This is a genomic window from Streptomyces sp. NPDC059037 (assembly GCF_042740015.1).
Lineage (GTDB): Bacteria > Actinomycetota > Actinomycetes > Streptomycetales > Streptomycetaceae > Streptomyces.
Genome location: NZ_JBHYIG010000019.1, coordinates 18,277 through 45,228, shown reverse-complemented (window position 1 = coordinate 45,228; position 26,952 = coordinate 18,277). Strand labels below are relative to the sequence as shown.

The following is a 26,952-nucleotide window of genomic DNA, read 5'->3' as shown; positions in this document are numbered from 1 at the left end:
CGGGGCCCTCCCCGCGCGCGTGGAGGGCCCCTTCACGTCAGGGGGAGGTCAGCCGAAGCGGCGTACTCCCGACGGCGTGACCACGGCGTGCACCGGCTTGTCATGGGCCTCGGCCGGGACACGGGCGACGACCTCCGCGTCGTACAGAAGCACCACCAGGGCCGGATCGGCCCCCGCCCGCTCAAGTCGGGCAAGCACCCTGTCGTACGACCCTCCGCCGCGCCCCAGACGCATCCCGCGCTCGTCGACGGCTAGGCCGGGCAGCAGCACGACGTCCGCGCCGGTGACGGCGTCGGGGCCCAGGCGCGTCCCCGAGGGCTCCAACAGCTCGATCTTTCCCGCGTGTTGTACGCGCTCGAGTGAGCCCTCGCCGTCGTACGCCCCCCAGTCCAGGTCGTTGTCCGCGAGGAGCACCGGCAGCAGGACCCGCGTCCCGCGCGCGTGCAGGGCGTCGAGGAGCGCGCGCGTGCCCGGTTCGCTCCCCACGGAGACGTACGCCGCGACCGTGCGCGCCCCGGCGAGCTCCGCCAACTCCAATGCGCGCTCGGCGAGAACCGCGGCGGCCTCCTGCGCGTCATCCCTAGTCAACCGGCTTCTAACCGCGAGGAACTCTCCTCGCAATGTGCGCTTGGTTGCCTTGCCCGAGCCGGTCTCTGCCATGACGTAGCCACAAATCCTTCCAGTTGCGCTCATATGAGAACGAATTATCCGGAGCCACAGATTCCGCACATACGCACCGGTTATGGTTACGGACATGACTGAGTCTCACCCCCCCAGGATCAGCAAGGCTGTCATTCCGGCAGCAGGTCTGGGCACCCGGTTCCTGCCGGCGACCAAGGCCACTCCGAAGGAGATGCTGCCGGTCGTCGACAAGCCGGCGATCCAGTACGTGGTCGAGGAGGCCGCCTCGGCGGGCCTCGATGACGTCCTCATGATCACGGGCCGCAACAAGCGCCCCCTCGAGGACCACTTCGACCGCAACTACGAACTGGAGTCGGCCCTTCTGAAGAAGGGCGACGAGGCGAGACTGGCGAAGGTCCAGGAGTCCAGCGACCTCGCGACGATGCACTACGTACGCCAGGGCGACCCCAAGGGACTCGGTCACGCCGTCCTGTGCGCCGCCCCGCACGTCGGCCACGAGCCGTTCGCCGTGCTCCTCGGCGACGACCTGATCGACCCGCGCGACCCCCTGCTCGCCCGCATGGTCGAGGTCCAGGAGCGGCACGGCGGCAGCGTCATCGCCCTCATGGAGGTGGCCCCGGAGCAGATCCACCTCTACGGCTGCGCGGCCGTCGACATCACCGACGAGAGCGACGTCGTGAAGGTCACCGGCCTCGTCGAGAAGCCCGAAGCGGCGGACGCCCCCAGCAACTACGCCATCATCGGCCGTTACGTCCTCGACCCCCACATCTTCGACATACTGCGCAAGACCGAGCCGGGCCGCGGCGGCGAGATCCAGCTCACCGACGCGCTCCAGCAGCTCGCGGAGGACGAGAAGGTCGGCGGCCCCGTGCACGGCGTGGTCTTCAAGGGCCGCCGCTATGACACCGGCGACCGCGGCGACTATCTGCGTGCCATTGTCAGACTCGCGTGCGAACGTGAAGACCTGGGCCCGGACTTCCAGGCCTGGCTTCGCAGTTACGTGTCCGAGGAGATGTAGCACTTTGAGCAGCAGCGCGACGACCGAAGTCACCGGCCAGGGCCATCTCTGGTCGGTGAGCGAGCACCTGGACGACATCCTCGGATCCGTCCGCCCCTTGGAGCCCATCGAGCTCCAACTCCTCGACGCCCAGGGCTGCGTCCTCGTCGAGGACGTCACGGTGCCCGTCTCGCTGCCGCCCTTCGACAACAGCTCCATGGACGGGTACGCGGTCCGGGTCGCCGACATCGCGGGCGCGAGCGAGGAGTTCCCCGCCGTCCTCACGGTCATCGGCGACGTGGCCGCGGGCCAGGGCGAGCAGCCAGAAGTCGGCGCCGGACAGGCCGCCCGCATCATGACCGGCGCCCCGCTGCCGCCCGGCGCCGAGGCCGTCGTCCCCGTGGAGTGGACCGACGGAGGCCTCGGCGCAGGCCCCGTCTCCGGGATGCGCGCCCACAGCGCCGCCCCGGACGGCGCCTCCGGAGAGGTCCGCGTGCACCGCCCCGCGGAGGCACGCGCGCACGTCCGCGCGCGAGGCAGCGACGTCCAGGCCGGCGACCGCGCCCTGACCGCGGGCACGGTCCTCGGCGCCCCGCAGATCGCCCTGCTCGCCGCGATCGGCCGCGGCACGGTCACGGTGCGCCCGCGCCCCCGCGTGGTGGTCATGTCCACCGGCAGCGAACTGATCCAGCCCGGCGAGGAGTTGGGCAAGGGCCAGATCTACGACTCCAACAGCTTCGCCCTCACCGCGGCCGCGCGGGACGCCGGAGCGATCGCCTACCGCGTGGGAGCGGTCGCCGACGACGCCGAGACACTGCGCTCCACCATCGAGGACCAGCTGATCCGCGCCGACCTCATCGTCACCACGGGCGGCGTCAGCGTCGGCGCGTACGACGTCGTGAAGGAGGCCCTCTCCTCGATCGGCGACGAGGACGAGGCGGGCAGCGGCATCGAGTTCCGCAAGCTCGCCATGCAGCCCGGCAAGCCGCAGGGCTTCGGCTCCATCGGCCCCGACCACACGCCGCTGCTCGCGCTGCCGGGCAATCCGGTGTCGTCGTACGTCTCCTTCGAGATCTTCGTACGCCCCGCCGTGCGCACCCTGATGGGCCTCCCGGACGTCCACCGGCCCACCACGCGCGCCAGGCTCACCGCCGACAAGGCGCTGACCTCGCCCGCGGGGAAGCGGCAATTCCTGCGCGGGCGGTACGACGCGGAGTCGGGCACCGTGCGGCCCGTGGGCGGCGCCGGGTCCCATCTCGTGGCGGCCCTCGCCCACGCGGACGCGCTGATCGTCGTCCCGGAGAAGACCACTTCGGTGGAGCCGGGTGCCGACGTCGAGGTGGTCCTGCTCGGCTGAGAAGGCGGTCCGCGCGGTACGGTGTCGCGCACACAGGCCCCCGCGCCGCACCGCGGGAGAGCCAGGACCGGGAGCGCCACAGCACATGAGTACGCAGCGACTGACGCACATCGACGAAGCGGGCGCCGCCCGCATGGTCGACGTATCCGAGAAGGACGTGACCGCGCGCACCGCCCGCGCCACCGGCCGCGTCCTCGTCTCCCCCCGCGTGATCGAGCTGCTGCGCGGCGAGGGCGTCCCCAAGGGTGACGCCCTGGCCACCGCGCGGATCGCGGGCATCATGGGCGCCAAGCGCACCCCGGACCTGATCCCGCTCTGCCACCCGCTCGCCGTCTCCGGAGTGAAACTCGACCTCTCCGTGGCGGACGACGCCGTCGAGATCGCCGCCACGGTGAAGACGACGGACCGCACGGGCGTCGAGATGGAGGCCCTCACCGCGGTGTCCGTCGCGGCCCTCACGGTGATCGACATGGTCAAGGCCGTCGACAAGGGCGCGGTCATCACGGACGTACGCGTGGAGCAGAAGACCGGCGGCAAGTCCGGGGACTGGAGCCGCGAAGGAGCCGGGGCATGACGGCCTACCGCGCCCTCGTCGTCACGGCGTCCAACCGCGCCGCCGCCGGCGTCTACGCCGACCGCGGCGGGCCGATCATCGCCGAGGGCCTGACGGCGCTCGGCTTCGCGGTAGAGGGCCCCCAGGTCGTCCCGGACGGCGACCCCGTCGAGCAGGCCCTGCGCGTCGGAGCGGACGCCGGGTTCGATGTGATCCTCACCACCGGCGGCACCGGCGTCTCGCCCACCGACCGCACCCCCGAGGCCACCCGCCGCGTCATCGACTACGAGGTGCCCGGCATCCCCGAGGCGATCCGCGCGTACGGCAGGGACAAGGTCCCCACGGCCGTGCTCTCCCGGGGCCTCGCCGGAGTCGCGGGCCGGACGCTCATCGTGAACCTGCCGGGCTCCACCGGCGGCGTACGCGACGGCCTCGCCGTCCTGGAGCCCCTGCTTACGCACGCCGTCGAGCAGCTCCGGGGTGGCGACCACCCCAGACCCTCCGGGGGTGCCAGCTGAACAGCCCCTCCTGGCCCGTCGAGCTCACGGACGGCGACGTCGCCCTCCGCCCCATAAAGATGCGCGACCAGCGGGCCTGGCGTGAGGTCAACCGGCGCAACCGGGACTGGCTGCGCCCCTGGGAGGCCACCATCCCGCCGCCCACGGCGAGCGGCCCGATCGTGCACCGCCCGACGTACCGTCAGATGGTCCGCCATCTGCGCGCGGAGGCCGCGGCGGGACGCATGCTGCCCTTCGTGATCGAGTACCAGGGGCGGCTCGTCGGGCAGCTGACGGTCGCCGGGATCACCTGGGGATCGATGTGCTCGGGTCATGTGGGCTACTGGGTCGACCAGTCGGTGGCGGGCCGCGGCGTGATGCCCACCGCCGTCGCGCTCGCGGTGGACCATTGCTTCCGGTCGGTCGGGCTGCACCGTATCGAGGTCTGTATTCGCCCCGAGAACGGGCCAAGTCGCCGGGTCGTGGAGAAACTCGGATTCCGCGAGGAGGGGCTCCGTCCACGTTTTCTCCACATCGACGGTGCCTGGCGGGACCATCTCGTCTTCGCGCTCACCGCCGAAGAGGTACCGGAAGGGTTGCTCCGGCGCTGGCACCAGGCACGACCTCGGAACACCGCGTAAATAGAATACGTGTTTGAAATTGGTCGGTGATCGACCGTCTGAGACCCGACTTGGTCCCTCTGAGGCATTAATTTCACGGTCTCGGTGGCCTGTTGATCGCATCAGTCACAAAAAAAGTTCGAGATATCAGCCAGATCGTGCGACACACCGGCCCAATTGGCAGATGGCCTCACGCAAACCCCTCTACCGTGTGAGGCGTGAGCAGCAGCGGCCTCATCTACGCAGTCATCGTCGGGGCCTGGGCCGCCTACTTGGTGCCGATGTGGCTCCGTAGGCAGGACGAGCTCAATGAAGCCCGTCCGACGGAACGCTTCAGCACCGCCATCCGGCTTCTGTCCGGACGGGCGGGGATGGAGCGCCGATACGCCAAGGACCTGCAAGCGCGCTCGCCTGAGGAGGAGGAGTCGCGCGACCCGGACGACGCCACCGGTTCGGTGGACGTCCGGGCCTTCGTCGCGCCTCCGAACTCCGCCACACGGCACCCCCAGGCGAAGCCCCCGGCGCAGCAGCCTCCTGCACAACAGCCCCCGGATCCGGCCCCGGCGCAGTCGCCCGCCCGGCGGGCCGCCTCGGCGGAAGCTGCCGCGCGTGCCCGGCGTACGAAGGTGCTCGCGCGCCGTCGGCGTACGACGGTGATGCTGTTCGTCGCCTTCACGCTCGGTGCGATCGTCGCGGCGGTCGGCGGGCTCGCCTTCCTGTGGGCGCCCGCAGCCCCGGCCGCGCTCCTGAGCGCGTACATCGTGTACCTGCGCGGCCAGGAGCGGCGTCGCTTCACCTACACCATGGATCGGCGCCGGGCCGAGGTCGCGGCGCAGCGGCTGCGGGAACGCCAGCCGCGCAGGCGGCCGTCCGGCACGGACGCGGTGGTCGACGCGACGGAGGAGGGACCAGGCCCCGAGACGGAGACCGGTCTTTCCGCGCTTGCCGCCGACCGCCGTGCCCTGGTCGAGCAGACCGACCACGCCGAGTGGGTCGACCAGCAGCGCGAGCGGCAGCGCCGCCCCGGGCACGGCGACAGCTGGGACCCGGTGCCGGTGCCGCTGCCGACGTACGTGACCGCGCCCGTCGCCCCGCGCGCCACCGGCGATGTCGACCTGGGCGCACCCGACGCCTGGAGCTCGGCACGGTCGAGCGCGATGGAGCCGGCGGGGGCCGGTGCCGCCGATGAGGCCCGGCGTGAGGGTGCCGACGACGCGTACGCCGATGAGGCGGGCGGCGCCGATGAGGCGGACGGTGGCGGTGGCCGCAGCGACGCACGGCGGGCCGCGTCCGCCCGCAGGGCCCGCGAGCGCGGGCGCACGCCGCTCTTCGATCAGTACGAGGAGGGCGAGCGGCCGCGTGCCGCCAACGAGTGATGCCTGACCAGCCAGGAACGGATTTCCGAGCACCCGGATCGGGATGCTAGAGTTTCACTCGTTGCAAGGGCCTGTGGCGCAGTCTGGTAGCGCACCTCGTTCGCATCGAGGGGGTCTGGGGTTCAAATCCCCACAGGTCCACCGCAGCTCAGAGCCCCAGTCGGATTCGTCCGGCTGGGGCTCTTTGGCGTCGTACAGCAGCGAAGTACAGCAACGGCTACTTCCGATCTTTGCCGTCGAGATGCTTGCCGAGCTTCCGCAGTGCCTTGCGTGTCGCGTCGGACGGGATGTGTGTGTAGACCTCCATGGTTACTGCGATCTTGCTGTGCCGGAGGATCTGCATCGCGATCCGGGGATGCACGTCGAGGGCTGCGAGCAGTGATCCACAGGTGTGCCGGGTGTCGTGCAACCGGATCTTACGAACACCTGCCCTGGTCGATCGGTCAGCGAACGAGCGGTTGAAGTTCCGCGGCTCGATCGGAGTGCCGTACCGCGTCGTGAACACGAAATCCGACCCGGCCCACAGCTCACCGGCAGCCTGCTTGGCCGATTCCTGTGTCTTCTGCCGAAGCTGCAACGCGGTGACGCAAATCTGTGGCAGCGGCAACGTGGCGGTCGAGGCCTCGGTCTTGGTCTCGTCATGCACCAGCTGGCGATTGATGCGCTGCAACTGATGAGCCACGGTGATCTCACCGACGTCCAGGTTCACGCTCTTCCAGTTGAGCCCCAGCACCTCACCGCGGCGGAACCCGAGTACGAGGATGAGCACATACGCCGGGTACAGGGGATCGCCAGCTGTACGCGCGACTTCCAGAAACGTGCGAGCTTCCTCGACTGACCACGGGTCGCGCTTCCGCTTCCGGCCGGACCGGACCTTGACGAGCGCCGCGACGTTCTTCGTGATCGTCTCTTCCCGCATGGCGTTGGTGAGCGCAGACCGGAGCACGGCACGGGCATCCTGCACGGTGCGCCGGGACGGAACTTGCTCGCAGCACTCCCCGACCGCACAGCAGCGCTGATCGTCTCCGGGCCGCCGAGCGTCCTTGCCCTGAGCGCAGCACTGGCACTCATCCAACAGCTTGTTCACCCAGGTCCGCACGTCGCGCACGGTCAGCTTGTCGAGTCGCCTGTCTCCCAGGCCGGGGGAGATGTACAGGCGGACGTGCATCGCGTAGGTCTCGGCAGTCTTGGGCTTAAGATCCGGCTGCACCACATCCCTGAGCCAATACGCCAGGTACTGCGCGAGGGTCGGTGAACTGGTCGGCATGGGGCCGTTCTTGGCCTCGTTATGGAGCTTGACCCACTTCTCGTGAACCTCGGGACGGGTCTTGCCGTAGACGTACTTGCGCTTGCGCTCACCGGCCGGGGTGGTGACCCAGACGTAAGCGGCGTAGCCGTTCTTGTACGGGTAGATAGATCCCTCGCCGTTGCCACGCTTGCCGCTCATGCCGACCAGCTCTCTTCGGCTTCCTGCGCGCGACGTTCGACGTACTCATCCACCCAGCGGGGCAGGATGCGGCGGCTACGCCCGTCCTTGATCGAGCGAATCTGTCCGGTGAGCACCAGCATTTTGGTCTTGGACAGGCCGTAGCCGAGCATCACGGCGACCTCGGCTGTGGTGTGCCATTTCCGTTGGATCACTGCGGTGCTCATGCTGCGGCTCCTTCCGGTCCAGGTTGGTCTTGCAGGGCTTCGCGTGCGGTTTCGCGGTTGGCGCGGATGTCTTCGGCGATGCCAGCGGCGAGCCAGGATTCTCCGGGGGTGTGGCCGTGTCCGGCGTAGCTCCAGTGCGCGAGCACCAGGGTGGTGTCCGGGTCGGGTAGGCCGAGGGCTTGGCGTTGCTGGTCGGCGCGGTAGTCGGCGCGGACCTGTCGGCGTTCGGTGAAGGTGGAGGAGTAGGCGCGTGACTTGGTCAGGAAGTGGCCGCGGAAGCCGAGCATGTGAGCCCAGCGGGCCAGCATCCGTTTCGGGTAGACGCGTTGGAGTTCGGAGCAGGCCAGCATGAGGCGCCGGATGTGGTCGGGCACGGGCAGGGTGGCGGGGTCCTGTCCCATGCCGGAGCCTTCGCAGGTGCGGCAGTAGACCGGGGTGCCGTCAGCGTGCTTGATGGTGGGGAAGCCACCCGTTCCCCGGCAGGTGGCGCAGTACACGGCGCGGTCGGTGGCGCCGGTGGATTCGGCTGCTTTGGTGGCGTACTTGGCGACGTACGCGGCAACCTTGCCTTCGTTGATGTCGTCGGTGGCGAACGCGGTGATGGGCCGGACGTCGAACCGTGTGCCCCAGCGCAGATCCCGCGTGGGCTGGTCACCAGCGGCGTGAACCCATACGGCGGTGTACGGATGCTTGTGGGCAGCGTCGATCGCGTCGGTCAGCAGGTCGAGCGTGGCCCAGGCCGGGGGCCCGCTGGCGGCGCCTTCGGGTCCGTCGAGGCGGATCACGGCGTGGAAGTGGATGACGCCGCGGTTCTGGAATTCGGCGACCTTGCCGTACGAGAGCCGGGCCGCGTCGGCGAACTCCCGTTGGGTAAGTCCGGCACGTTGGGCGATCTCCCGGCGCAGGCGGTTGACGAAGCGGTGCCACAGATCCCCGGCATGGTTGTTGAACAGCACCGCCCCCGCGTAGTCGTAGGTGCTCGGGTTCAGCGCGGTCCCCAAGGCCGGATCATCACCGCGGTGGCGGGTTCCGCAGCGGCACCGGCCGGTGTCGGGCTGGTTGTGGACCGGCCCGAACGAGGGCGCGGTCAAGGTGAGGAAGACGCGGGGACGCTCACGCACGGCGGCGGGGATGTGCATGGCGTCGTCGCCGCACAGGCCCGCACGGATGAGACGGTAGGCGTCCCCGGCGTACAGGTAGGAGCAGGGCTGACAGCGGGAGGCGCGGCGGTTTCCGCAGGCCACCCGGAGCCGTCCGCCGGGCTGGTCATCACTGGTGGTGTGGTGCAGCAGTTGGCCGGTGGTCTTGTCTTGGGTGGTGGTCCAGCCGGTCAGGTGGATGGGGTTGGCGCAGCCCCCGGTGCGGCGGATCTGCTCGCGCCAGCGGTCGAAGTCCGGGGCCGCGGCCACCCGCAGCAGATCACCCAGGGCAGCGGGGTCCAACGCGGTGTCAGTCATGGGCCACCCCGAGTGCCTCAGCGAGGAGGGGAGCTGACAGGAGTCCGTCAGGCGGGGTCCACAGCCCGCGCGCGCCAGGCCAGGGCAGTGGCTCGGACAGCCGCGTCACATCGGTGAGCTTCCAGTGCCACTGTCCGGGCACAGACCACAGAGTGCAGTAACCATCGGGAGCGTGGCAGTCGATAAGCCGGGCCACGGCGACGACGGCGCCTTTGGGCTGTGGCCGACGCAGGAACGGCCGGGCGAGCGGGGCATTCCAGGCGTGGCGGTCCTGGGCGAGTCCGGCATGGATGAGGAGCAGGCCGCGATAATCGGTGGGCCACGTACGGCTTTCGACCTTCTTCGTGCCATAGGCGATGGCCGAGGCCCAGGGCTGCCACAGGGTGAGGGCACGGACGGGGGCAGTCATCGGGGAACCTCCCCTGTGCCGTCGGCGATGTCGTCCAGGAGGCAGGCGGCTTCTTCGGCTGCCTTGGCCAGGGAGCGCAACACCTCTGAGGTGCCGACATTGGCCATCAGCACGATGTCGATGAGTCCAGTGCCGATGCGCAGGCTGACGAACGAGGAGAAGACGTTCACCCGCAGTCCGGTGTCCGGCTCAAGATGCGCCGAGGTGGTGAGGGCCCTCATGCCGTCACCCCCACCGGGGTGTTGGCGGCACGTCGTACGGGCCGAGTTCCAGTGCCGCGGCAGGCCCGGCAGTCGGCAGCAACCGTGCGCAGGTGGCCCGCAGTGTTGCGGCCGCCCAGGGTAATGGCAACGGTGGCGAAGCCGTCGCAGTCCGGGCAGATCCGGGCAGCGGCAGGAGTGCGGTCGGGCATGATGGGACTTCCTTCCGGTTCGTTGATCGGGTAGGGGCCGTGCCGTCCGGGGCGGACGAGACTTGGTGGTTGAGGCCGCCCCGGGGGCCGGTCAGCGTCGGTCGTTCATGAGCGAGCGGATGACCACGGCGAGCAGGGCGAGCGATCCCGCCGTGATGGCGATGGCGAGGAACATCGAGGTCAGCAGCAGACCGCCGACGACGAGTCCGCCGAAGACCAGCACGGGGTTGCTCTTGACCAGTTCGACCGCCGCCGACGTGCGGGCCAGGGGCGCGGACTGCGGCGCCGGGGCCGGGGTGTGATCAGTGGCGGGGGCCGCGGCGGTTGCGATCGTGGGGTAGGTGTCCGGGGTGGGGTACTTGGGCTTGAACATCGGTGAATCTCCTTTCGGGGCGGGTTACTTGACCTGGGTATCGATGAGCGGGGCGAGGAAGCTGTCGGACAGCAGATAGCCACCGAGGAGGAGCAGGGCGACGAGCCAGAGCGGCGGGCGGAAGAGCTTGACGCCGAGGTAGCCGACGACCGCGAGCGCGAGCCAGAGGGGAACGGTCATGACGGGTCGGTCCTTTCAGGCGAGTTGGAGGGTGATGGCCTCAGCCATCGGGGCGGGCACACCCAGGCGGGTACGCAGGGTGGTGGAGTCGATCGGCTCACCGGTCGAGGCGCGGTGGGCATCTGCGATCTTCTGGGCGCGATCCACGAGTGCGGGCGGAACCTTCGCCACGGGCTCAGCGGCGGGGAGTGCGGGAGCGGAGTTGGGAGGATTGAGCGCTTCGGCTACCGGCTCGACCGCGGGTTCGGCGGGGGCCGGATCACTCGACACGTCGGGGAGCGGCGCCACCGGTTCGGGTGCGCGCTCGGGGTGGTGAGCGAGCAGGGTGCCACCGAGGAAGGCGAGCGCGGGCCATCCGGCAACCAGGAACCGCAGCCAGGCCGGGACATGGGCCAGGTCGAGAAATCCCGCGGTGGCAACGTTCGCACCAAGCGATGCGATCAGGGCGACCACGAACCAGAACCACGCCAGGCGCGGAGTCTGCCCGGTGCGCAGCCGTCGCCAGGCGGCGACGAGGAGCAGGTCCACCGAGATCGGGTAGGCCCAGGCTTTCCAGCCGGTCTGTCCGGCCGCTGCGGCGATGTCGTGCAGGTGGGCAAAGGACAGCGCTCCGGCGATCACAGCTTGCACCAGCACGGCGTCGAGGCGGATCGAGCGGGACATGTCTTCACCTCCTTCGCGTAGTCGGGCCGGGACGGAGCGGGAGATCAGAAGGCCAACCCGCCCGATCCCGTTGGGCGTTGAGCCGCTCAGCGCCGGTTGAAGCCGGGGCAGCCGTTGATCATGTGGTCGATGCATGCGGCGCAGTCCCCCCGCAGGCCCCGGTGGATCCGGGGGTCGTAGGCGTGACGCCAGCACTGCGGGCACTCGCCTTTCGGCACGGACACGGACGTCTCAGCGGCCTTGGGTGAGCTTCCAAGCAGGCTCATCACGTGCTCCTTTTCGGTGAGTTGGGGCCGATACCGGGCGGGGTGTGGAGTCCGGCCGCCCGGCACCAGCGGTGATCAGTCAGGTGACGGGGACGTAGGTGACGGGGCGACCACCGGGCAACGGATCCGAGGAGTCCTCGAAATGGCCGGGGTACTCCCAGCACCAGCAGCTCTTGGACAGGCACAGGACCGTGCGGGCATAGCGGTACTCGATGGCGTCCGCGGTCACCGAGTAGAAGAACCAGCCGGTGTCTTCTGCCGATTCACGCAGCAGGGACAGGCAGCCCCACACAGTGCGGGCAAAGCGGTTGGCGGCAGCAAGCGCGACCCGGGGCGGGACGTGACCGTCCACGACCATGGCGCACAGCTCGTCGCCACCGATGTACAGGTCGGTCACCTGCAAGGTTCGGTAGCCGACCAGGGTGGGCGGCTCGTTGAGTACGGGATGGTTGGGCATGTTGCTCACTCCTTGTCGATCGGGGCTTTGCCGGTGCCGAAGCAGGCCAGGCAGATGCCGGTCTGCTTGCCGACGACACGGTGTTTGCGGCCGACGCGGACCGTGATCGGTACCTCGCCGCTGCCCTTGCACGGGGTACACGGCCGGGAAACGATCGCCGGGCGAGTCGGAGGCTTCGTGCGGGCCATCCGCCGTCACCGCTTCTGGCGTGCAGCGTCCTCGACGTGCAGACGGGCCTTGGTGGCGATCTCGTCCCGGTGCTGGATCGCGCGGCCGGTGGCTCCGCACGAGCACTGGAAGTTGAAGTAGCCGAACCCGGCGTCGTAGACCTCGGTCTTGTGCTTCCTGCGTGCCAGCCTCATGACGGTTCCTCTCTGTGTTTCGGGCATGGAAGGGGTAGGGACGTGGCGCGAAGCGGTCACGCCGACCGTGGATGCGGTGGGGCTACGGAGTCGTAGCGGGGGCCGGGACCTCGGTGCGGGCCGGGCGGAAGGGGTGCAGGACCGGGAGCTGCGGGACCAGGTGGGCGTACTGGCGGCATACCGTGGCCACTTCGCCCAGGCTGGTCTTGGGGGTGCGGATCCGGGTCCAGCCGCCCGAGGTGTCCCCGGCAATGGCGGTGCCGCGGCGCTCCGGGGCGATGGAGGTAGCGGCCGGTACGGCGAGGTCGCTGATGTCGCCCAGGCCCATTTCGGCGGTCTGTTTGTCGTTGCAGCGGTGCACCACACGGCCGGTGAGCTGCGCGCGCAGGGCGGTGGCGCCCTTGCCGAGATCGGTGCCGAAGCGCTGTGCGTTCACTTCCAGGTAGATGCCGACCGCACGGGCCAGCTGGGCCAGCCGCACGAGCTGGGTGACGACGTGATCGCGGCGCTTGCGGTCATCGGTGGAGACCACGAAGAACAGTTCGGCGATCTCGTCGATCAGCACCACGATCGGCACCGGGCGCAGGTGCCTGGGCAGGCCCCAGATGTCGGACGTGATGTCTTCCAGCGGGGTGCCCGGGTCGATGCCCTGATGCAGGCACAGCAGGTCGAAGCGGTCTTCCATCTCCGTCACGAGGGCATCGAGCAGCCCTTGTGCCTGCTCCGGGTCGGTGGCCAGGGCGGAGAGGCGTTCGGCGAACGGGGCCTGCTCCACACCGCGCTTGCAGTCGATGCCGACCAGCGCCACATCCAGCGGGGCCAATGCCTTGATCAGACACCGCTGGTACATCGACTTACCCGAGTCGCTCGCGCCCAGCGTCAGTGCGTGCGGGATCTTCCGGTAGTCGCGGACAAAGGGCCGTCCATCCTCGCGCAGGGCCACCACCGCGGACAGCGGGCCGGGAGCCAGCCGACGCGGCATCCGCACGCGGTCCAGGATGTCGAAGCCGGTCATGCGCAGTTCGACCACGCCGGGTTTGAGTTCGGCGACATGCATCGAGTACACGCCCCAGGCATGCCGCAGCCGATCAGCCGACTTGGCCACATCATCCGGAGCCAGCCCCGCAGCCAACCGCAGACGAAGCCGCAGACCGGTCGTCGTCGGCCTTATGCCTCGAATCCGCGGGACGCCCGGAGGGACTTGATCACGGGCGGACGGAACGTGTGAGAACACCCGCCACCACGGTGGAGAGACGGTCAGTTCGCACGCCTCCATGGTGCGCCGGTACGACGAGAGCACCCGGTACAGGACGGCCGGAAGACCGAACAGAGACCAGTACACAGCCGGAGCCTTGACCCGAGCTACCAGGGCCACCAGCACCAACAGGGCAGCGAGCACTAAGAGTTCGGTCATGGCGATCAGCCCTTGCCGTTGGCCATGGCCGGAACCGGAGCAGCCATCACGGCGGTCGCGCGGTAAGTGATGCCGTGTCCGTACTCGTTCTCCCACGGGCGGCCGAACGGCTCCACCAACGTCACCTGCATCCCCGGAACCAGACCGTCAGCGATCCCCGACTCGGGGATGGTGAAGGTGTCCACGTCCGGCTTCCCGTCGATGTTCATCAGGGCGACGTTGACGCTCATCAGCAATTCGCCGGTGTTCGTGTCGTACGCCTTCTCCTCCGTCTTCTTGTTCTTCAGCTTCGGCTCCGGGGCCTGCATCAACATCACAGACGTCCAGCGCTCCGGGTTCAGAGGCATGATCCGCATGGGCTGAATCCTCTCTTCGGGGTGGTGACCGAGGTCACCTTTCCTGCTTAATGTCAGAGTGAACTAGATCAATCTGTCTGTCAATGGGGTGCGCCGCTCTGAAGGCAGATTGACCTAGGGGGGCGGTACGCTTCCTGCATGGATGGATGGGCCCAGGGGCAGAAGCCGACCGCTAAAGAGATCGCTGCGCACTATCGAAGCAAGATCTCTGGGGGCGAGTTGATCCCGGGTGACCAACTCCCCGCGGCCCGTGGGCTGGCCAAATTCCTGGGCGTCGGTTACATGACCGTCCAGAGTGCCTACGGTCAGCTCGCAACGGCCGGTTTGGCGCTAAAGGAGCAAGGGCGAGGGACGTTCGTTCGTGAGGCTCCGGACAATCATCAAGTTCCACCCGTGGCAAGTCTGGACGAACTCGCCGAACGACTCGATCATGTGACCTCCCAACTCTCTGATCTTCGGGACCGGGTGGCGGAGTTGGAGAACGATCGCCGTGGTCCCGCTGACAATCAGTAAGCCGCAGATCGCACGTTTCCGCAGTGGACGAAGGTTAACGGGCCAGTAGTTAACCGTTAACTCTCCACGTAGATAGGGGTTTTGGGGCATCATGGAGACCCTGCTAACTCCTGCGCTACGGGGACGCTGTGAACGTCAAACTGCGCGAGGTAAGGCAAAGTCGAAACTGGACCCAGGCCGAGCTGATCAACAGGATGTTAACCGCCGTTGAGCGCCTCGGGTTATCGCCTCGCAGTGCAACGAGCCTGAAGACCCTGGTCTCCATGCACGAGAACGGCCGAAGAGCGGTTACTACCGAATATCAGTTGCTCTATTGCGAGGTCTACGCGGCAGCACCAGCTGAGCTGGGGTTTGACACCCCTTCAACTGATATGACCTTGCTCGCAGCTCCATCCACGTTGGTGCTACCTGCTCAGCGGAAGCTCCCATCTCCGGTCAATCCGGAGATGCTGAACTACCTCGACTCTGTTCTCCTTCAACACGCGCAGGCAGAACCACTGGTAGGGCCGCAGTTCCTGCTCCCAGCCGTCCAGAGCCAGATGCCCCTGATAGACGAGCTTGTCAAAGACGCATGTGGCGCCCTACGAGACGAGGTGCTGCGCGTAGGCGCTCGGTACTCGGAGTTCATCGGGTGGTTGTTCCAGGACACTGGGCATACGACACAAGCCGCCAACTGGACCGGGCTTGCCATGGAGTTGGCTCAAGAACTGGGAGATCCCCACCTCAGCGCCCACATTCTGCAACGACGCAGCAACATCGCGACGGAAGCGGGGTACGCCGGACAAGGGGCAGGGCTAGCCAGCGCTGCACTGCGCTTCTCCCCGGAGATCACACCTCGACTACGCGCCTCGGCTCTGAGGCAGCTAGCGAACTCGAAGGCGGCTCTGGGGGAGAAGACCGAGTACAAACGGGCCGTGGAACAGGCCATGGTCGAGGCGGCCGCGGGCGACGACGCCGACCCCCTTGCCGGGTACTGCTCCGTGGCGTACGTGGAAATGGAGAGCGCCAACGGCACCGTAAGCCTCGGGGAACCTGAACCTGCCGTAACGACCTACCAAGCAAGCCTCGAACACTGGCCAGCTGTCCAAGAACGGGACCGGGGTCTCTGCCTTGCACGCCTGGCGACAGCCAACGCCCTCTTCGAAGACGTTGAAGGTGCCTACGAAGCAGCAGTTCAGGCGGCAGTCATCGCGGAGAAGACCGGATCAGCTCGCATCCTTGCCGAACTGGTTCGCCTGCAAGGGCACCTTGCACCGTGGAGGAAACTGGTGGAAATTGCTGATCTGAACGCTACGTTGGACGACATGAAGGGCGCCAAACGCCTGACTTGATCAAGAGGAGCCGTGTGTACCTGCTGCCGACTGCCACCAGTCCCGAGGTCCAAGAGTGTGCCCCCCAAGTGGCCGTCCTACCAGTAGGGGCGTACGAGCAACATGGGCCGTATCTCCCTCTGATCACTGACACCGCGATCGCCTGCATCATGGCCCAGGACATCGCCAGCACGTACAACGTCCACCTTCTGCCTCCCATCACGATGGGGTGCAGCCACGAACATTCGGCGTGGCCAGCCACGGTAAGCATCAGCGCCAAAACCTTGATCGCTCTAGTTGACGACATCCGCGTCTCGCTACGCCGTTCTGGCATCACAAAGTTGGTCATTGTCAACGGACATGGAGGCAACTATGTGCTCTCCAACATCGTCCAGGAGGCCAACGCCGATGGACCGTGCGTGTCTCTGTTCCCGCAGGGTCGCGACTGGGAGCAAGCCCGCCACCATGGAGGTCTCGTTACGGGCTCGGATGGACGCAGCGATATGCACGCGGGAGAGGTCGAGACCTCCATCCTTCTCTACGCGGCGCCCGACCTCGTACGGGATGGATACCAGACTGCTGATCACGACGGCGATTGGCGGGATTTTCTACTAACTCTCGGCCTGAGGGCGCACAGCGAATCGGGAGTTTTGGGCTTCCCGTCCTACGCCACAGCGGAGAAGGGCAAGGGTGTTCTTGCGAGCCTTACCACCTCGTTCGCGGAGCACCTCAGAGTCCTTGGCGCAGACGCCGACTGATCAGGCTGTCCAACAAGCAACAGTCAGCGAAGCTGCGCGGACAGACTTTCCCTACATCATCAAGCCCCGCCCTTTGGGCGGGGAAGCAGGGAGAGGTCCGGGGGAAAGGGTGCCGTTCCTTCCGGTGCCGCATCGGCGGACCAGCGGTCGAGGGCAGGGCGTGCACACCCCGATGAGTCCTGGTTCTGTGAGTGGCTCGGTCGGCCAGCTCGTGCCCGGTCAGCCGGAGAACGCACCCGCGGGTCGAGCCCCGCACCCCAGGAAATCGGCACGATGCCCACCGGCAGGCGCAGACCGGCCGCACACGCACCCGGACCAACCACCCACACCCGAGGGCCAACGCCCACGGAGACGCGTGTACGCCGACATCGTGCCGCCACCGCGATCCGGCCTCTGAAGAGGGAAAAGACCAAGAACAACAACAGCCCGAGTCACAAACGAACGGGCAGACCCCTAAGACCAAAAGGCCTAACAGAGTTAGGTAGATCCGCAAAGGATCTAGTAGCCGCGCAAAGCGCGGCGGCGCCGTCCGGCCGCCGCCGCACGCCCCCACCATGTCTACGCCAGTGGGAGCGCGCGCCGTCGACCGGCCGCGCCCACAAGGGGCGAAGAGCAAAGCATGGGGCCGAGGGGGGTGCCCTACAAGCAAGGGCAAAAGACGCTTTGTGCTTTACAAACAAGGCCGGATCGCGGTGGCGGCACGATGTCGGCGAACCCACTTCCATGGACGAGGCCCACCGGCTAGGGCGGTCAGCCCAGGCGCACACGACCAACCCGCTCACCGGAGGCACACAGCCACGCCCATACAGGGGCGGGGACACTCCCCAAGGCGTGCACCCGGTGGACCGGGGCACTGCTTCGCCGAGCCTGCAAGGGCCGGTACTCCAGAGTGTGGTGCCAGGCCCCGCTACGGCACCGGAAGACGGCTGAAGGGTGAGGGGGAGGTGGGCGAGAGGACAAGACGGGTTGTGGCTGAGGCGGTCGGCTCCACGGCTTTACGCAGCCACTTTGGGGCGAGCCTCTAAGATCATGGCCCCGATTCGGGCATTGCGGGCAGGCTAGGAGCCACCCGAATCGCGGCCAGCGTAAGGGGCCATGATCACTCGCCCCAAAGCAGCTCCAGCCCAAAGCCGCTCCACCGACCTAGCATCCGACGCAAACGCCGCGAGCTACGTTGAAGTGGAGACCACAGAACCGCTCCCCACACTTATTGCACGTGAACTGCGCTGGTCGTGTGCAGTAAGAGCCACCAGGGTGCCCCCTCCCGACGCTGCACAGATGGTGGGGACCCGGCGAACTAACGCTGGGCCATGGTGCGCCCGTTGAGCTCATAGGGTGAGGGTCGCAGATCCAACCACCCAAGGTAATACGGCAATTGTGCGATCTGTGAGGGCCGGTCCGTATTCATGATCTTCCGAGCTGGCGCCCCTGCGCCCGTGCGGTCGACTTGACTCGGTCATCGAGGCTCCACCGACCTTGGGTGGTCTGTCGTGAAGGCGTCCCGTGCGGGAGGCTGGAGCCATGGGGGTGGCTACTGTGCGCACATCGTTCCGCATCAGCTTCACGGACTACATCACAGACCCAGACGACGCCGACTGCTTACGACGAGCAACAACTGTTCCAGCCGACCGCATCACCTTCGATGGTGATCATTTGATCCTGTGGATCGCCGAGGTGGAGCGCGCCCGCTTCCCCGTAAACATGATCGAATCCGTCGAAGTGGCAACCGTCCCAGGCAGCGGCAGGCGGGAAGATCCGGAGCAGCTTCGGGCCCGTTTCCCGAAGTTCGGCCAGCCGTGGAGTGCCGAAGACGAAGCCAAGCTGATGACCCTCTATCGCGAAGGTCAACACGACTTCGACGAGCTGGCCGCCGAGTTCGGACGACAGCCCACCGCCATACGTTCCCGACTGGCCAAGCTCGGCCTTGAGCAACTGTGACGGGATCGGACAGCGACCCTGACAGGTCCGCAGAGCAAGAGCGCACGGTGGCGAAGGAAGCCGCGATCCGTGAACTAGCTCGACTCGCCGACCATGTGCTTTGGGTGCAGGAGTGGCCCGACAAGCCGACTTGGCGTGATCGTATCCACCGATGGCTATATCCCGAGACCTTTCGCTTCGACCGGACTTCCACCCCACCGAGACCCTGGGTAGACCGACCAGCCGGAGCCTACGAGCGAACGGGCTGGCGCATCCGAACTGCGTACTACGGATCTGACATCGCCTTCGAGGTCGAGTACGTGGTGTGCCAGCAATGCGAAATCGGTTGGGTGGAGTCGCCCTACTCCTACCCAGGCTACGAACGCTGCGGACTCGCCTCAGCCGCTGTTCGATCTCTGCGTTGCGCCTATCCCGGCATCGAGTGGCACACGGGCGGCGGGCATTTCCGCGAAGCTGTCCCCTTCTGGGATGCCGTCAGCGTGGATGTTCCCGGTGGCTACACCCAGCAAGCGAGGTGCCATCACGTGGAACCGTGGCAAGCGCAGTGACGGTACAGCAGAGAAGTACCGCAACCGTGTCGACCGCCAGCGTGTTCCGCCGATCCCCGACGACTTCGCGACCAGCCGACGAGGCTTCAGCGACCACTACGCCCGTAGTTCGCATCGAGGGGGTCTGGGGTTCAAATCCCCACAGGTCCACTGCACATGAGATCCCGTCCGGTTCATCGAACCGGGCGGGATCTTTGCGTGTGCCGAAGGGCTGCAGCGTCTTGAAGGGCTGCAGCGCCATGAAGGACTACAGCGCCTTCACGAAGCAGCGGCTCAGGTTCTCGAAGCGGTAGTGGCCGAACTTGGTGGGCGCCGGGGTGTAGCCGGTCGAGGTGTAGAGGGCTATCGCCTCCGGCTGCTTCGTGCCGGTCTCCAGGACCATGCGGGTGCGGCCCGCCGCCCGCGCGTCGTCCTCGAGGGCCGCCAGGATGCGGCGGGCGAGGCCGAGGCCGCGGGCCTCCGGGGTGACGTACATCCGCTTGATCTCGGCGTCGCCGTCCGCGTACCCCTCGTCGTTCGTCTCGTGGGCGCGCCAGCCGCCGGTGGCCAGGGTGGTGCCGTTCGTGTCGTACGCGACGAGATAGAGGCCGCCCGGCGGGCGGAACATCGCCGGGTCGAGCGGGGTGACATCGCCCTCGTCGCCGTACCGCTCGGCGTATTCGAGCTGGACACGGTCGTTCAGCTTGATCGCGTCGGGGTGGTCGAAGGGGGTGGGGCGGAGCTCGACCGCGGCCGACTGCTGAGGCGGGTGGATAGTCATGCGGAGTATCGTACTTCTATGCGAGTGCGTGCGCTTCCTTATTAAGTGTGCCGGTATCGTTCCCGGATGCTCACAGTGACCAGCGTGAATGTGAACGGGCTGCGCGCCGCCGCGAAGAAGGGCTTCGTCGAGTGGCTCGCCGGTACCTCGGCCGACGTGCTCTGCCTGCAGGAGGTGCGCGCCGAGCCGCAGCAGCTGCCGGACGAGGTGCGGGACCCCGAGGGCTGGCATGTCGTGCACGCGCCGGCCGCGGCCAAGGGGCGCGCGGGTGTCTCCCTCTATACGCGCCGCGAGCCGGAGCGGGTGCAGATCGGATTCGGGTCGCAGGAGTTCGACGGCAGTGGGCGGTACGTCGAGGCCGATCTGCCCGGGGTCACGGTCGCGAGCCTGTATCTGCCCTCCGGTGAGGTCGGCACGGAGCGGCAGGACGAGAAGATCCGCTTCATGGGGGAGTTCCTCACGTATCTGAAAGGGCTGAAGGTGCGGGCCGCCGCCGAGGGGCGCCAGGTCGTCGTCTGCGGCGACTGGAACATCGCGCACCAGGAGGCCGACCTCAAGAACTGGAAGGGCAACAAGAAGAACTCGGGCTTCCTGCCCGAGGAGCGTGCCTGGCTCGGTGAGGTCTTCGACGGTGAGCACGGCGCGTATGTCGATGTCGTGCGGGCGCTGCATCCGGATGTCGAGGGGCCGTATTCCTGGTGGTCCTACCGCGGGCGCGCCTTCGACAACGACACGGGCTGGCGGATCGACTACCACGTGGCGACGCCGGGGCTCGCGGAGCGTGCGGTCAAGGGGTTCGTGGAGCGGGCGGCCAGTCATGCGGAGCGGTGGTCGGACCACGCGCCCGTCACGGTGGTCTACGACATGTGAGGCCGCGCGGTGCCATGGCATGTTGCGGGCACGTACCTGACAATGACTCAACTGTCAGCCGTGTGGGGGAGACTTCATGTCCGGTATGTCATTGCCGTCTCGTCGGGGTGTGCTGCTCGGGGCTCTGGGCGCAGGGATCGGGGCGGGGCTGCCGCTGACCGCCGCGTCGTCCGCCGCCGCATCGGGCGGGGTGCCCCGGGGCACGCCGCCCGTGCTCCTCACCGAACAGGCGACCCGGCGGATCCTCGTGCTCGATCCGCGGCGCAGGGTCTGGGACACGCAGGCCGACCCGTCCGTCGTGCGGTGGGCGTTCTCGCCGCTGGGGCAGCCGGGGTACAAGGACCTGCGGCCTGAGGACAGTTGGGTGTATCCGAGCGAGTCGAAGGTGCGCAGACTCAAGGGGCGTACGTACGTCCTGACGACCGCGTCCTTCGGGTTCACCGCCGTCGTCGACTATCCGTCGGGGCGGCGGTACTGGGGCGCGGCGATCGGGCCCGGCGACGATCTCTTCAATCCGCACAGCGCGGAGATCCTGCCGGACGGCAATGTCGCGGTGGCGTGCAGCACGGGCGCGCTGGTGCGGTTGTACGCGGCGTCGCAGGGGCCGCGGGCCTCGCGGTACGCCGAGGCGGAGCTCAAGGGGGCGCACGGGCTGCACTGGGACGGTGCGCATGAGGTGCTGTGGGCCATCGGTGACGACGAACTGGTGACGTATGCCGTGGGTGGGACGCGGGCTCGGCCGACGCTGACCCGGCGGTTCTCGGTGGGGCTTCCCGTGGGTACGCCGGGGAAGACGCCGGGAGGTCATGACCTCTTCCCGGTGGCGGGGCGGGCCGGGCGGTTGTGGGTGACCACCAACGCGTCCGTTTTTCAGTACGACATTGCCGGGCGGGCCTTTGTGCAGGACTTTCCGGGGGCCGCGGAGATCGCCCGGAAGTCGGTGAAGGGGGTCGGCGATGATCCGCGGACCGGGCAGGTCGTCAGCACCGTCCCCGAGAGCGGACTCGGGGAGACGTGGTGGACGACGAAGGTGAGCGTGCATCAGCCCGCGAGTTCGTACACTTTGGTCAACGGCGGTATTTATAAAGCGCGTTGGTTCCTGCCGAAGTAGGAGCGGGATGGGGCGGGCTGGTGTCAGTCCGACTTCTCCGAAGCCAGGCGGCGGTCCATGGCCATCGACAGTTCCGCCTCCACCACGCTCTTCGCCAGCGGGCGCAGACGGTCGATGTTCTTGTCGCCCGCCTCGGGCGGTGTGTTGTCGCGGATGATCGTCACGAACAACTCCGCGAGCGCGTCCGCGTGTTCGCGTACCCGCTGGCCCGCCTCCAGGACCGTGGCCAGCGGGATGCCCTCGCGGACCAGGGCCGACGACACGTCCAGGAGGCGGCGGCTGACGTGCACGAGTTCGTCGCCGTCGGTGGCCAGATAGCCGAGGTCCAGGGCCGCGGCCAGGTTCTCGGGGGTGACCTCGCCGGCGAAGTGGTCGGCCAGATCCTCGGGGGTGAGGCGGACCGGGGTCTCCTCGGTGGGGCCGCCCATGCCGAGGAGTTCGCCGACGTCGCGGCCGTTCTCGAAGGCCTCGGCCAGTTCCGCGATGCCGCTCAGGGTGTGGCCGCGGTCCAGGAGCGCGGCGATCGTGCGGAGCCTGGCCAGGTGGTGGTCGTCGTACCAGGCGATGCGGCCCTCGCGGCGGGGCGGTGGGATGAGGCCGCGCTCACGGTAGAAGCGCACGGTGCGCACTGTGATGCCGGCCGCCCTGGCCAGCTCCTCCATGCGGTACTCGCGTGTCTCTGCCACGGCAGCAGCCTATGCCGTGTGGATCGGGCGGGTGTTCTACCGGCGGTAACTCCTCCTGCCCAACCCCTACCCATGAGTACGTCGCTGTTCTAGTCTCCCCATTGCGCCAGTGGTCACTGGCAGAGTCAGCGGCAGTTCGGGAGGCGGCGGCATGGCCGAGCACGAGCGCGCGCGGGAGCGCGAACACGAGCATGTGAGGGTGGCGGTCATCGGGTCCGGCTTCGGCGGCCTGGGCGCGGCCGTCCGGCTGCGCCGCGAGGGCATCACCGACTTCGTCGTCCTGGAGCGGTCCTGCGCGGTCGGCGGCACCTGGCGGGACAACAGCTATCCGGGCTGCGCCTGCGACGTACCCTCACACCTCTACTCGTTCTCCTTCGCGCCCAATCCCGACTGGCCGCGCACCTTCTCCGGCCAGGAGCACATCCGGGAGTACCTGGAACGGGTCGCCGACACCTTCCGGCTGCGCTCGCACATCCGCCTCAACACCGAGGTCACGCAGCTGCGTTGGGACGCCGAGCAGCTCTGGTGGGTGATCGAGACCAGCAACGGGACGCTCACCGCCGACGTCGTCGTCTCCGCCACCGGGCCGCTCTCCGACCCCAAGCTGCCGGACATCCCCGGCCTCGACACCTTCGAGGGCAAGGTCTTCCACTCCGCGCGCTGGGACCACGACTACGACCTGCGCGGCAAGCGCGTCGCGATGGTCGGCACCGGCGCCTCCGCCATCCAGATCGTGCCCGCCATCCAGCGCGAGGTCGGCAGGCTGACCCTCTTCCAGCGCACCCCGCCGTGGGTGATGCCGCGCATGGACCGTGCCATCAGCAAGGCCGAGCGCTGGGTTCACCGCCAGCTGCCGTTCACCACGCAGGCCCGGCGCGGAATCCTTTGGGGCATCAGGGAGTTGCAGGTCCAGGCGTTCACCAAGCGGCCGAACGAGCTCGGCGCGGTCGAGCAGCTCGCCAAGCGGAACATCCACCGCGCGGTCAAGGACCCGGCGCTGCGGGCCAAGCTGACACCGACGTACCGCATCGGCTGCAAGCGGATCCTGCTGTCCAACACGTACTACCCGGCGCTCGCGCGGCCCAACGTCGACGTCGTCGCCAGCGGCCTGAGCGAGGTGCGCGGCAACACCGTCGTCGCCGCCGACGGCACCGAGGCCGAGGTCGACGCGATCATCTTCGGTACGGGATTCCATGTGACGGACATGCCGATCGCCGACCGCGTGGTCGGCGCCGACGGCGGGACGATGATGGAGTCCTGGGAGGACGGGATGAAGTCGCTGCGCGGCGCGACCGCGGCGGGCTTCCCCAACTTCATGACGATCATCGGCCCGAACACCGGTCTCGGGAACTCCTCGATGATCCTGATGATCGAGTCCCAGCTGAACTATCTCGCCGACTACATGCGGCAGTTGGACGTTCTTGGTGGCCGCGCCGCGCTCGCCGCGCGGACCGGCGCCGTGCAGGCCTGGAACGACAAGGTGCAGCGGCGGATGGAGCGCACCGTGTGGAACACCGGCGGCTGCAACAGCTGGTACCTCGACGCGAACGGCGTGAACACGACGATCTGGCCGGGCACGACGACCGAGTTCCGCAAGGCCACGCGGCAGGTGGATCTCGCCGAGTACGAGGTGCTGCGGCTGCCGAAGGCGGACGCGGTGCCGAAGCCGCGTACGGGGACGGGGACGGCGACGGGCAAGGGCAACGGCAAGGCGCGTACGGGCAAGAAGGTCGAGGTGGCCGGGGCATGAGCAGGCTGACGCATGTGACGAGCGGGCCGTTCGCGCCGCCTCCCGCGGCGCGGGAACTGACCGCCGTGTCGGCGGACGGCGCGCGGCTGCACGTCGAGGTGCACGGGCCGGACGGTGCGCCCGCCGTGGTGCTAGCGCACGGGTGGACCTGCTCGACCGCCTTCTGGGCCGCGCAGATACGTGACCTGGCGGTCGACCACCGGGTGATCGCGTACGACCAGCGGGGACACGGACGCAGTGCCGCGCCGGCCGGCCCGGAGGGGTACAGCACGACCGCGCTCGCCGACGACCTGGAGGCGGTGCTCGCGGCGACGCTGGAACCGGGGGAGCGGGCGCTGCTCGCCGGGCACTCCATGGGCGGCATGACGATGATGGCCGCCAGTGCGCGGCCCGGGTTCCGGGAGCACGCGGGGGCCGTTCTGCTGTGCAGCACCGGCAGTTCGCGGCTCGTCGCCGAGTCGACGGTGGTGCCGATGAGGGCCGGGCGGGTGCGGACGCGGGTGACGCGGTCGGTGCTCGGGGCGAAGGCGCCGCTCGGCCCTGTCACCGGGATGGCCCGGCGGATCCTCAAGTACGCCACGATGGGCGCCGGTTCGGCGCCGGACCGGGTGGACGCGTGCGCGCGGATCGTGCACGCCTGCCCGCGGGTCGTGCGCTACCGCTGGTCGCATGTGCTGGCCGAGCTTCAACTGGACGCGGGGGTCCTTGAGTTGACGGCGCCCACCGCCGTCATCGCGGGCGCGTCCGACCGTCTGACGCCGGTGGCGCACGCGCGGCGTATCGCCGCGATGCTGCCGGACTCGCTCGGGCTGACCGAGCTGGCGGGGATAGGCCATATGACGCCGATCGAGGCGCCGGAGGCGGTTACTGCGCGGATGCGGGAACTTGTGGAGACGTACGTGGTGCAGGTGGACGAGCCGCAGGTCGGGGCTGGGGCCGGGGCCGGGGCTGGCGTCGAGGCCGGGGCCGAGATCGCGATCGAGATCGAGGGGAGCAGCGCATGAGCAAGGTCAGCCTGGAGGGACAGGTCGCGGTCGTCACGGGAGCGGCGCGGGGCGTGGGTGAACTGCTCGCCCGCAAGCTGTCGGCGCGGGGCGCGAAGATCGCCCTTGTCGGCCTTGAGCCGGACGAGCTGAAGCAGGTCGCGGGGCGGCTGCACACCGACGCCGAGGCGTGGCACGTGGATGTGACGGACCACGTCGCGATGGCGCGGGTGGCCGGGGAGGTCAAGGAGCGGTTCGGGAAGGTCGACATCGTCGTCGCCAACGCGGGTGTCGCGAGCGGCGGACCGTTCGTCGAGTCCGACCCCGACGCGTGGCGTCGCGTGATCGAGGTCAATCTCATCGGGAGTGCGGTGACGGGGCGGGCGTTCCTGCCCGTCCTGATGGAGAGCCGGGGCTATCTGCTGCAGATCGCCTCGCTGGCTGCGATCACGCCGGCGCCGATGATGACGGCGTACTGCGCGTCGAAGTCGGGAGTCGAGGCGTACGCGCATGCGCTGCGGGCGGAGGTCGGGTACAAGGGCGTGAAGGTGGGCGTCGGTTATCTGTCCTGGACGGACACGGACATGGTGCGGGGGGCCGATCAGGACGACGTGATGCGGGAGTTGCGGCAGCGGCTGCCGTGGCCGTCCAACAAGACGTACCCGCTGGGTCCTGCCGTCGACCGGATCGTCGCCGGGATCGAGCGGCGCTCCAGCCATGTGTACGCGCAGTGGTGGCTGCGGGGCATGCAGGGCATCCGTGGGTATCTGCCGGCGGTGATCGGCTCTGTCGGCCAGCGGGAGATGCGGCGCTTTGAGCCGCGGCTCGGCAGTGTCCCGACGGGGCTGGTCGGAGCGGGCGGCTCCGCCGATGAGAGCTCGCGGGGGCGGTAGCGGGGGGTTGCGTACTCGGCGGTGTGCGCTGTGCCTGCCGCCCTGGCCGATTGCTGGCCCGGCGGTGTGCGCTGTGCCTGCTGCCCTGGCCGATTGCCTGCCCGGCAGTGCGCGCTGTGCCTGCCGCCCCTCCATCGCTCACCCGGCAGTGTGCGCTGTGCCCACCCGTTCCGCCCTGCGGAACGCCTGCCCACAGCGAGGGGGGGGCGGTCGGTTCGGCGCGCAGTCGGGTGGGTGGGCAGCTGCGGGGCAATCGGGTGGGTGGGCGGGAAAGATCCGCCGCGAAGCGGCGGCGCTGTGCGGCACGGCGCGGCAGGTGGGCAGCTGCGGGGCAATCGGGTGGGTGGGCGGGAAAGATCCGGCGCGAAGCGGCGGCGTTGTTTGTACGGCACGGCGCGGCAGGTGGGGAGCTGCGGGGCAATCGGGTGGGTGGGCGGGAAGTGTTGTGCGGCAGGTGGGCAGCTGCCGGGCCGCGGCAGGCATGCGGGGAGGCCCGCCCGGTGCCTCCGGGTGGGCCTCACCGTTCAAGCAAAGCGCCAGCGTCAGGCGTCGTAGTCCTGGTTGAACCTGTCCTGCTGCTCCTGCGCAAGACGCTGCGTCTCGTCCGAGGTCTGCGAGGTGCGCTCGCTCGCCTCGTCCCGCTCCTGCGAGGCGCGCTCGCCCGCATCGTCCCGCTTGTCGCCCATGGCGCCCTTCGCCTTGCCGGCGAGGTCCTGAGCCTTGTCCTCGAACTGGTCCTTGATGCCCATGCGGTTCACTCCTAGAGGGTGAGGTTGGAAGGGCCTCGA

34 protein-coding genes and 1 tRNA gene are annotated in these 26,952 nt (G+C 68.4%); 16 read left to right on the top strand and 19 right to left on the bottom strand.

Annotated elements, in window-relative coordinates:
* Positions 1-48 precede the first annotated feature (48 nt).
* The gene (locus ACFWY6_RS06820) at positions 49-660 is read right to left on the bottom strand and encodes a 5-formyltetrahydrofolate cyclo-ligase (RefSeq protein ID WP_384687126.1); all 612 of its coding nucleotides are present in this window, start codon (positions 658-660) and stop codon (positions 49-51) included.
* A 94-nt stretch (positions 661-754) separates the two neighbouring features.
* On the opposite strand from ACFWY6_RS06820, the gene galU reads away from it, so the two are divergent.
* The 7 genes from galU to ACFWY6_RS06785 all read left to right on the top strand — a co-directional run bounded on the left by galU (position 755) and on the right by ACFWY6_RS06785 (position 6,183).
* Positions 755-1,660, top strand: coding sequence for a UTP--glucose-1-phosphate uridylyltransferase GalU (galU, locus tag ACFWY6_RS06815; protein WP_361814470.1), 906 nt, complete (start codon positions 755-757; stop codon positions 1,658-1,660).
* A gap of 4 nt (positions 1,661-1,664) precedes the next feature.
* Positions 1,665-2,996, top strand: coding sequence for a gephyrin-like molybdotransferase Glp (gene glp / locus ACFWY6_RS06810; protein WP_384687123.1), 1,332 nt, complete (start codon positions 1,665-1,667; stop codon positions 2,994-2,996).
* Positions 2,997-3,081: 85 nt separating this feature from the next.
* Positions 3,082-3,570, top strand: coding sequence for a cyclic pyranopterin monophosphate synthase MoaC (gene moaC / locus ACFWY6_RS06805; protein WP_266865911.1), 489 nt, complete (start codon positions 3,082-3,084; stop codon positions 3,568-3,570).
* Positions 3,567-4,067, top strand: coding sequence for a molybdenum cofactor biosynthesis protein B (locus tag ACFWY6_RS06800; protein ID WP_384687121.1), 501 nt, complete (start codon positions 3,567-3,569; stop codon positions 4,065-4,067). The genes moaC and ACFWY6_RS06800 overlap by 4 nt, the downstream gene beginning before the upstream one ends.
* Positions 4,064-4,687, top strand: coding sequence for a GNAT family N-acetyltransferase (locus ACFWY6_RS06795; RefSeq protein ID WP_266869747.1), 624 nt, complete (start codon positions 4,064-4,066; stop codon positions 4,685-4,687). The genes ACFWY6_RS06800 and ACFWY6_RS06795 overlap by 4 nt, the downstream gene beginning before the upstream one ends.
* Positions 4,688-4,884: 197 nt before the next feature.
* Positions 4,885-6,042, top strand: a complete 1,158-nt coding sequence (gene glpR, locus ACFWY6_RS06790; protein WP_384687119.1) for a gephyrin-like molybdotransferase receptor GlpR — start codon at positions 4,885-4,887, stop codon at positions 6,040-6,042.
* Positions 6,043-6,109: 67 nt separating this feature from the next.
* A tRNA-Ala gene (locus tag ACFWY6_RS06785) sits at positions 6,110-6,183 on the top strand.
* Positions 6,184-6,259: 76 nt separating this feature from the next.
* On the opposite strand, the gene xerC is transcribed toward ACFWY6_RS06785, so the two are convergent.
* The 15 genes from xerC to ACFWY6_RS06710 form a co-directional block, all read right to left on the bottom strand.
* Positions 6,260-7,489 carry a tyrosine recombinase XerC gene (gene xerC / locus ACFWY6_RS06780; RefSeq protein ID WP_384687117.1) on the bottom strand — a complete coding sequence of 410 codons (1,230 nt, stop codon included), beginning with the start codon at positions 7,487-7,489 and terminating at the stop codon, positions 6,260-6,262.
* Positions 7,486-7,695, bottom strand: a complete 210-nt coding sequence (locus ACFWY6_RS06775; RefSeq protein WP_384687115.1) for an excisionase family DNA-binding protein — start codon at positions 7,693-7,695, stop codon at positions 7,486-7,488. Before ACFWY6_RS06775 ends, xerC begins: the two co-directional genes overlap by 4 nt.
* Positions 7,692-9,152 (bottom strand): replication initiator, encoded by a 1,461-nt coding sequence (locus ACFWY6_RS06770; protein WP_384687113.1) that lies wholly within the window; start codon positions 9,150-9,152, stop codon positions 7,692-7,694. The genes ACFWY6_RS06775 and ACFWY6_RS06770 overlap by 4 nt, the downstream gene beginning before the upstream one ends.
* Positions 9,145-9,561 carry an ASCH domain-containing protein gene (locus tag ACFWY6_RS06765; protein WP_384687111.1) on the bottom strand — a complete coding sequence of 139 codons (417 nt, stop codon included), beginning with the start codon at positions 9,559-9,561 and terminating at the stop codon, positions 9,145-9,147. Before ACFWY6_RS06765 ends, ACFWY6_RS06770 begins: the two co-directional genes overlap by 8 nt.
* A complete protein-coding gene (locus ACFWY6_RS06760; RefSeq protein ID WP_384687109.1) occupies positions 9,558-9,782 on the bottom strand; it encodes a hypothetical protein in 225 nt (74 codons plus the stop codon). The genes ACFWY6_RS06765 and ACFWY6_RS06760 overlap by 4 nt, the downstream gene beginning before the upstream one ends.
* Positions 9,779-9,973, bottom strand: coding sequence for a hypothetical protein (locus ACFWY6_RS06755; protein ID WP_384687107.1), 195 nt, complete (start codon positions 9,971-9,973; stop codon positions 9,779-9,781). Before ACFWY6_RS06755 ends, ACFWY6_RS06760 begins: the two co-directional genes overlap by 4 nt.
* Before the next feature lie 91 nt (positions 9,974-10,064).
* A complete protein-coding gene (locus ACFWY6_RS06750) occupies positions 10,065-10,346 on the bottom strand; it encodes a hypothetical protein (protein ID WP_384687105.1) in 282 nt (93 codons plus the stop codon).
* A 24-nt stretch (positions 10,347-10,370) separates the two neighbouring features.
* The gene (locus tag ACFWY6_RS06745) at positions 10,371-10,526 is read right to left on the bottom strand and encodes a hypothetical protein (protein ID WP_384687103.1); all 156 of its coding nucleotides are present in this window, start codon (positions 10,524-10,526) and stop codon (positions 10,371-10,373) included.
* A gap of 15 nt (positions 10,527-10,541) precedes the next feature.
* Positions 10,542-11,189 carry a DUF2637 domain-containing protein gene (locus tag ACFWY6_RS06740; protein ID WP_384687101.1) on the bottom strand — a complete coding sequence of 216 codons (648 nt, stop codon included), beginning with the start codon at positions 11,187-11,189 and terminating at the stop codon, positions 10,542-10,544.
* 86 nt (positions 11,190-11,275) lie between these two features.
* The gene (locus ACFWY6_RS06735) at positions 11,276-11,455 is read right to left on the bottom strand and encodes a pRL2-8 (protein ID WP_384687099.1); all 180 of its coding nucleotides are present in this window, start codon (positions 11,453-11,455) and stop codon (positions 11,276-11,278) included.
* Positions 11,456-11,534: 79 nt separating this feature from the next.
* A complete protein-coding gene (locus ACFWY6_RS06730; RefSeq protein WP_384687097.1) occupies positions 11,535-11,912 on the bottom strand; it encodes a hypothetical protein in 378 nt (125 codons plus the stop codon).
* A gap of 5 nt (positions 11,913-11,917) precedes the next feature.
* A complete protein-coding gene (locus tag ACFWY6_RS06725; RefSeq protein ID WP_384687096.1) occupies positions 11,918-12,100 on the bottom strand; it encodes a hypothetical protein in 183 nt (60 codons plus the stop codon).
* Between the two features lie 6 nt (positions 12,101-12,106).
* A complete protein-coding gene (locus tag ACFWY6_RS06720; RefSeq protein WP_384687094.1) occupies positions 12,107-12,274 on the bottom strand; it encodes a hypothetical protein in 168 nt (55 codons plus the stop codon).
* 82 nt (positions 12,275-12,356) lie between these two features.
* Positions 12,357-13,688, bottom strand: a complete 1,332-nt coding sequence (locus tag ACFWY6_RS06715) for an FtsK/SpoIIIE domain-containing protein (RefSeq protein ID WP_384687092.1) — start codon at positions 13,686-13,688, stop codon at positions 12,357-12,359.
* A gap of 5 nt (positions 13,689-13,693) precedes the next feature.
* Positions 13,694-14,044, bottom strand: coding sequence for a hypothetical protein (locus tag ACFWY6_RS06710; protein ID WP_384687090.1), 351 nt, complete (start codon positions 14,042-14,044; stop codon positions 13,694-13,696).
* A 138-nt stretch (positions 14,045-14,182) separates the two neighbouring features.
* On the opposite strand from ACFWY6_RS06710, the gene ACFWY6_RS06705 reads away from it, so the two are divergent.
* The 4 genes from ACFWY6_RS06705 (at position 14,183) to ACFWY6_RS06690 (ending at position 18,563) form a co-directional block, all read left to right on the top strand.
* The gene (locus tag ACFWY6_RS06705) at positions 14,183-14,557 is read left to right on the top strand and encodes a GntR family transcriptional regulator (protein WP_384687088.1); all 375 of its coding nucleotides are present in this window, start codon (positions 14,183-14,185) and stop codon (positions 14,555-14,557) included.
* A gap of 128 nt (positions 14,558-14,685) precedes the next feature.
* Positions 14,686-15,888 (top strand): helix-turn-helix domain-containing protein, encoded by a 1,203-nt coding sequence (locus tag ACFWY6_RS06700; RefSeq protein ID WP_384687086.1) that lies wholly within the window; start codon positions 14,686-14,688, stop codon positions 15,886-15,888.
* A 14-nt stretch (positions 15,889-15,902) separates the two neighbouring features.
* Positions 15,903-16,625: a creatininase family protein gene (locus ACFWY6_RS06695; protein ID WP_384687084.1), complete on the top strand. Its 723-nt coding sequence runs from the start codon at positions 15,903-15,905 to the stop codon at positions 16,623-16,625.
* Between the two features lie 1,536 nt (positions 16,626-18,161).
* Positions 18,162-18,563: a hypothetical protein gene (locus ACFWY6_RS06690; RefSeq protein ID WP_384687082.1), complete on the top strand. Its 402-nt coding sequence runs from the start codon at positions 18,162-18,164 to the stop codon at positions 18,561-18,563.
* Positions 18,564-19,358: 795 nt separating this feature from the next.
* Here ACFWY6_RS06690 and ACFWY6_RS06685 read toward each other — a convergent pair.
* Positions 19,359-19,871: a GNAT family N-acetyltransferase gene (locus ACFWY6_RS06685; RefSeq protein ID WP_384687080.1), complete on the bottom strand. Its 513-nt coding sequence runs from the start codon at positions 19,869-19,871 to the stop codon at positions 19,359-19,361.
* Between the two features lie 66 nt (positions 19,872-19,937).
* Here ACFWY6_RS06685 and ACFWY6_RS06680 point away from each other — a divergent pair, with 66 nt between their 5' ends.
* Together ACFWY6_RS06680 and ACFWY6_RS06675 are read left to right on the top strand one after the other, a co-directional pair.
* Positions 19,938-20,741, top strand: a complete 804-nt coding sequence (locus tag ACFWY6_RS06680) for an exodeoxyribonuclease III (RefSeq protein WP_384687078.1) — start codon at positions 19,938-19,940, stop codon at positions 20,739-20,741.
* A gap of 76 nt (positions 20,742-20,817) precedes the next feature.
* On the top strand, positions 20,818-21,852 hold the full coding sequence (locus ACFWY6_RS06675; protein ID WP_384687076.1) for a DUF6528 family protein: 1,035 nt from the start codon (positions 20,818-20,820) through the stop codon (positions 21,850-21,852).
* Positions 21,853-21,875: 23 nt separating this feature from the next.
* Here ACFWY6_RS06675 and ACFWY6_RS06670 read toward each other — a convergent pair whose 3' ends face one another.
* Positions 21,876-22,514 carry a MerR family transcriptional regulator gene (locus tag ACFWY6_RS06670; protein WP_266869748.1) on the bottom strand — a complete coding sequence of 213 codons (639 nt, stop codon included), beginning with the start codon at positions 22,512-22,514 and terminating at the stop codon, positions 21,876-21,878.
* 175 nt (positions 22,515-22,689) lie between these two features.
* Between ACFWY6_RS06670 and ACFWY6_RS06665 the strand changes: the two genes are divergently transcribed.
* From ACFWY6_RS06665 to ACFWY6_RS06655, 3 genes are read left to right on the top strand one after another with little or no spacing between them, the layout of a single operon-like run.
* Positions 22,690-24,288, top strand: coding sequence for a flavin-containing monooxygenase (locus tag ACFWY6_RS06665; RefSeq protein WP_384687074.1), 1,599 nt, complete (start codon positions 22,690-22,692; stop codon positions 24,286-24,288).
* Positions 24,285-25,292: an alpha/beta fold hydrolase gene (locus ACFWY6_RS06660; protein ID WP_384687072.1), complete on the top strand. Its 1,008-nt coding sequence runs from the start codon at positions 24,285-24,287 to the stop codon at positions 25,290-25,292. Before ACFWY6_RS06665 ends, ACFWY6_RS06660 begins: the two co-directional genes overlap by 4 nt.
* Positions 25,289-26,164 (top strand): SDR family oxidoreductase, encoded by an 876-nt coding sequence (locus ACFWY6_RS06655; protein WP_384687070.1) that lies wholly within the window; start codon positions 25,289-25,291, stop codon positions 26,162-26,164. The genes ACFWY6_RS06660 and ACFWY6_RS06655 overlap by 4 nt, the downstream gene beginning before the upstream one ends.
* A 542-nt stretch (positions 26,165-26,706) precedes the next feature.
* Here ACFWY6_RS06655 and ACFWY6_RS06650 read toward each other — a convergent pair.
* Positions 26,707-26,913: a hypothetical protein gene (locus ACFWY6_RS06650; RefSeq protein ID WP_384687068.1), complete on the bottom strand. Its 207-nt coding sequence runs from the start codon at positions 26,911-26,913 to the stop codon at positions 26,707-26,709.
* Between the last annotated feature and the right edge of the window lie 39 nt (positions 26,914-26,952).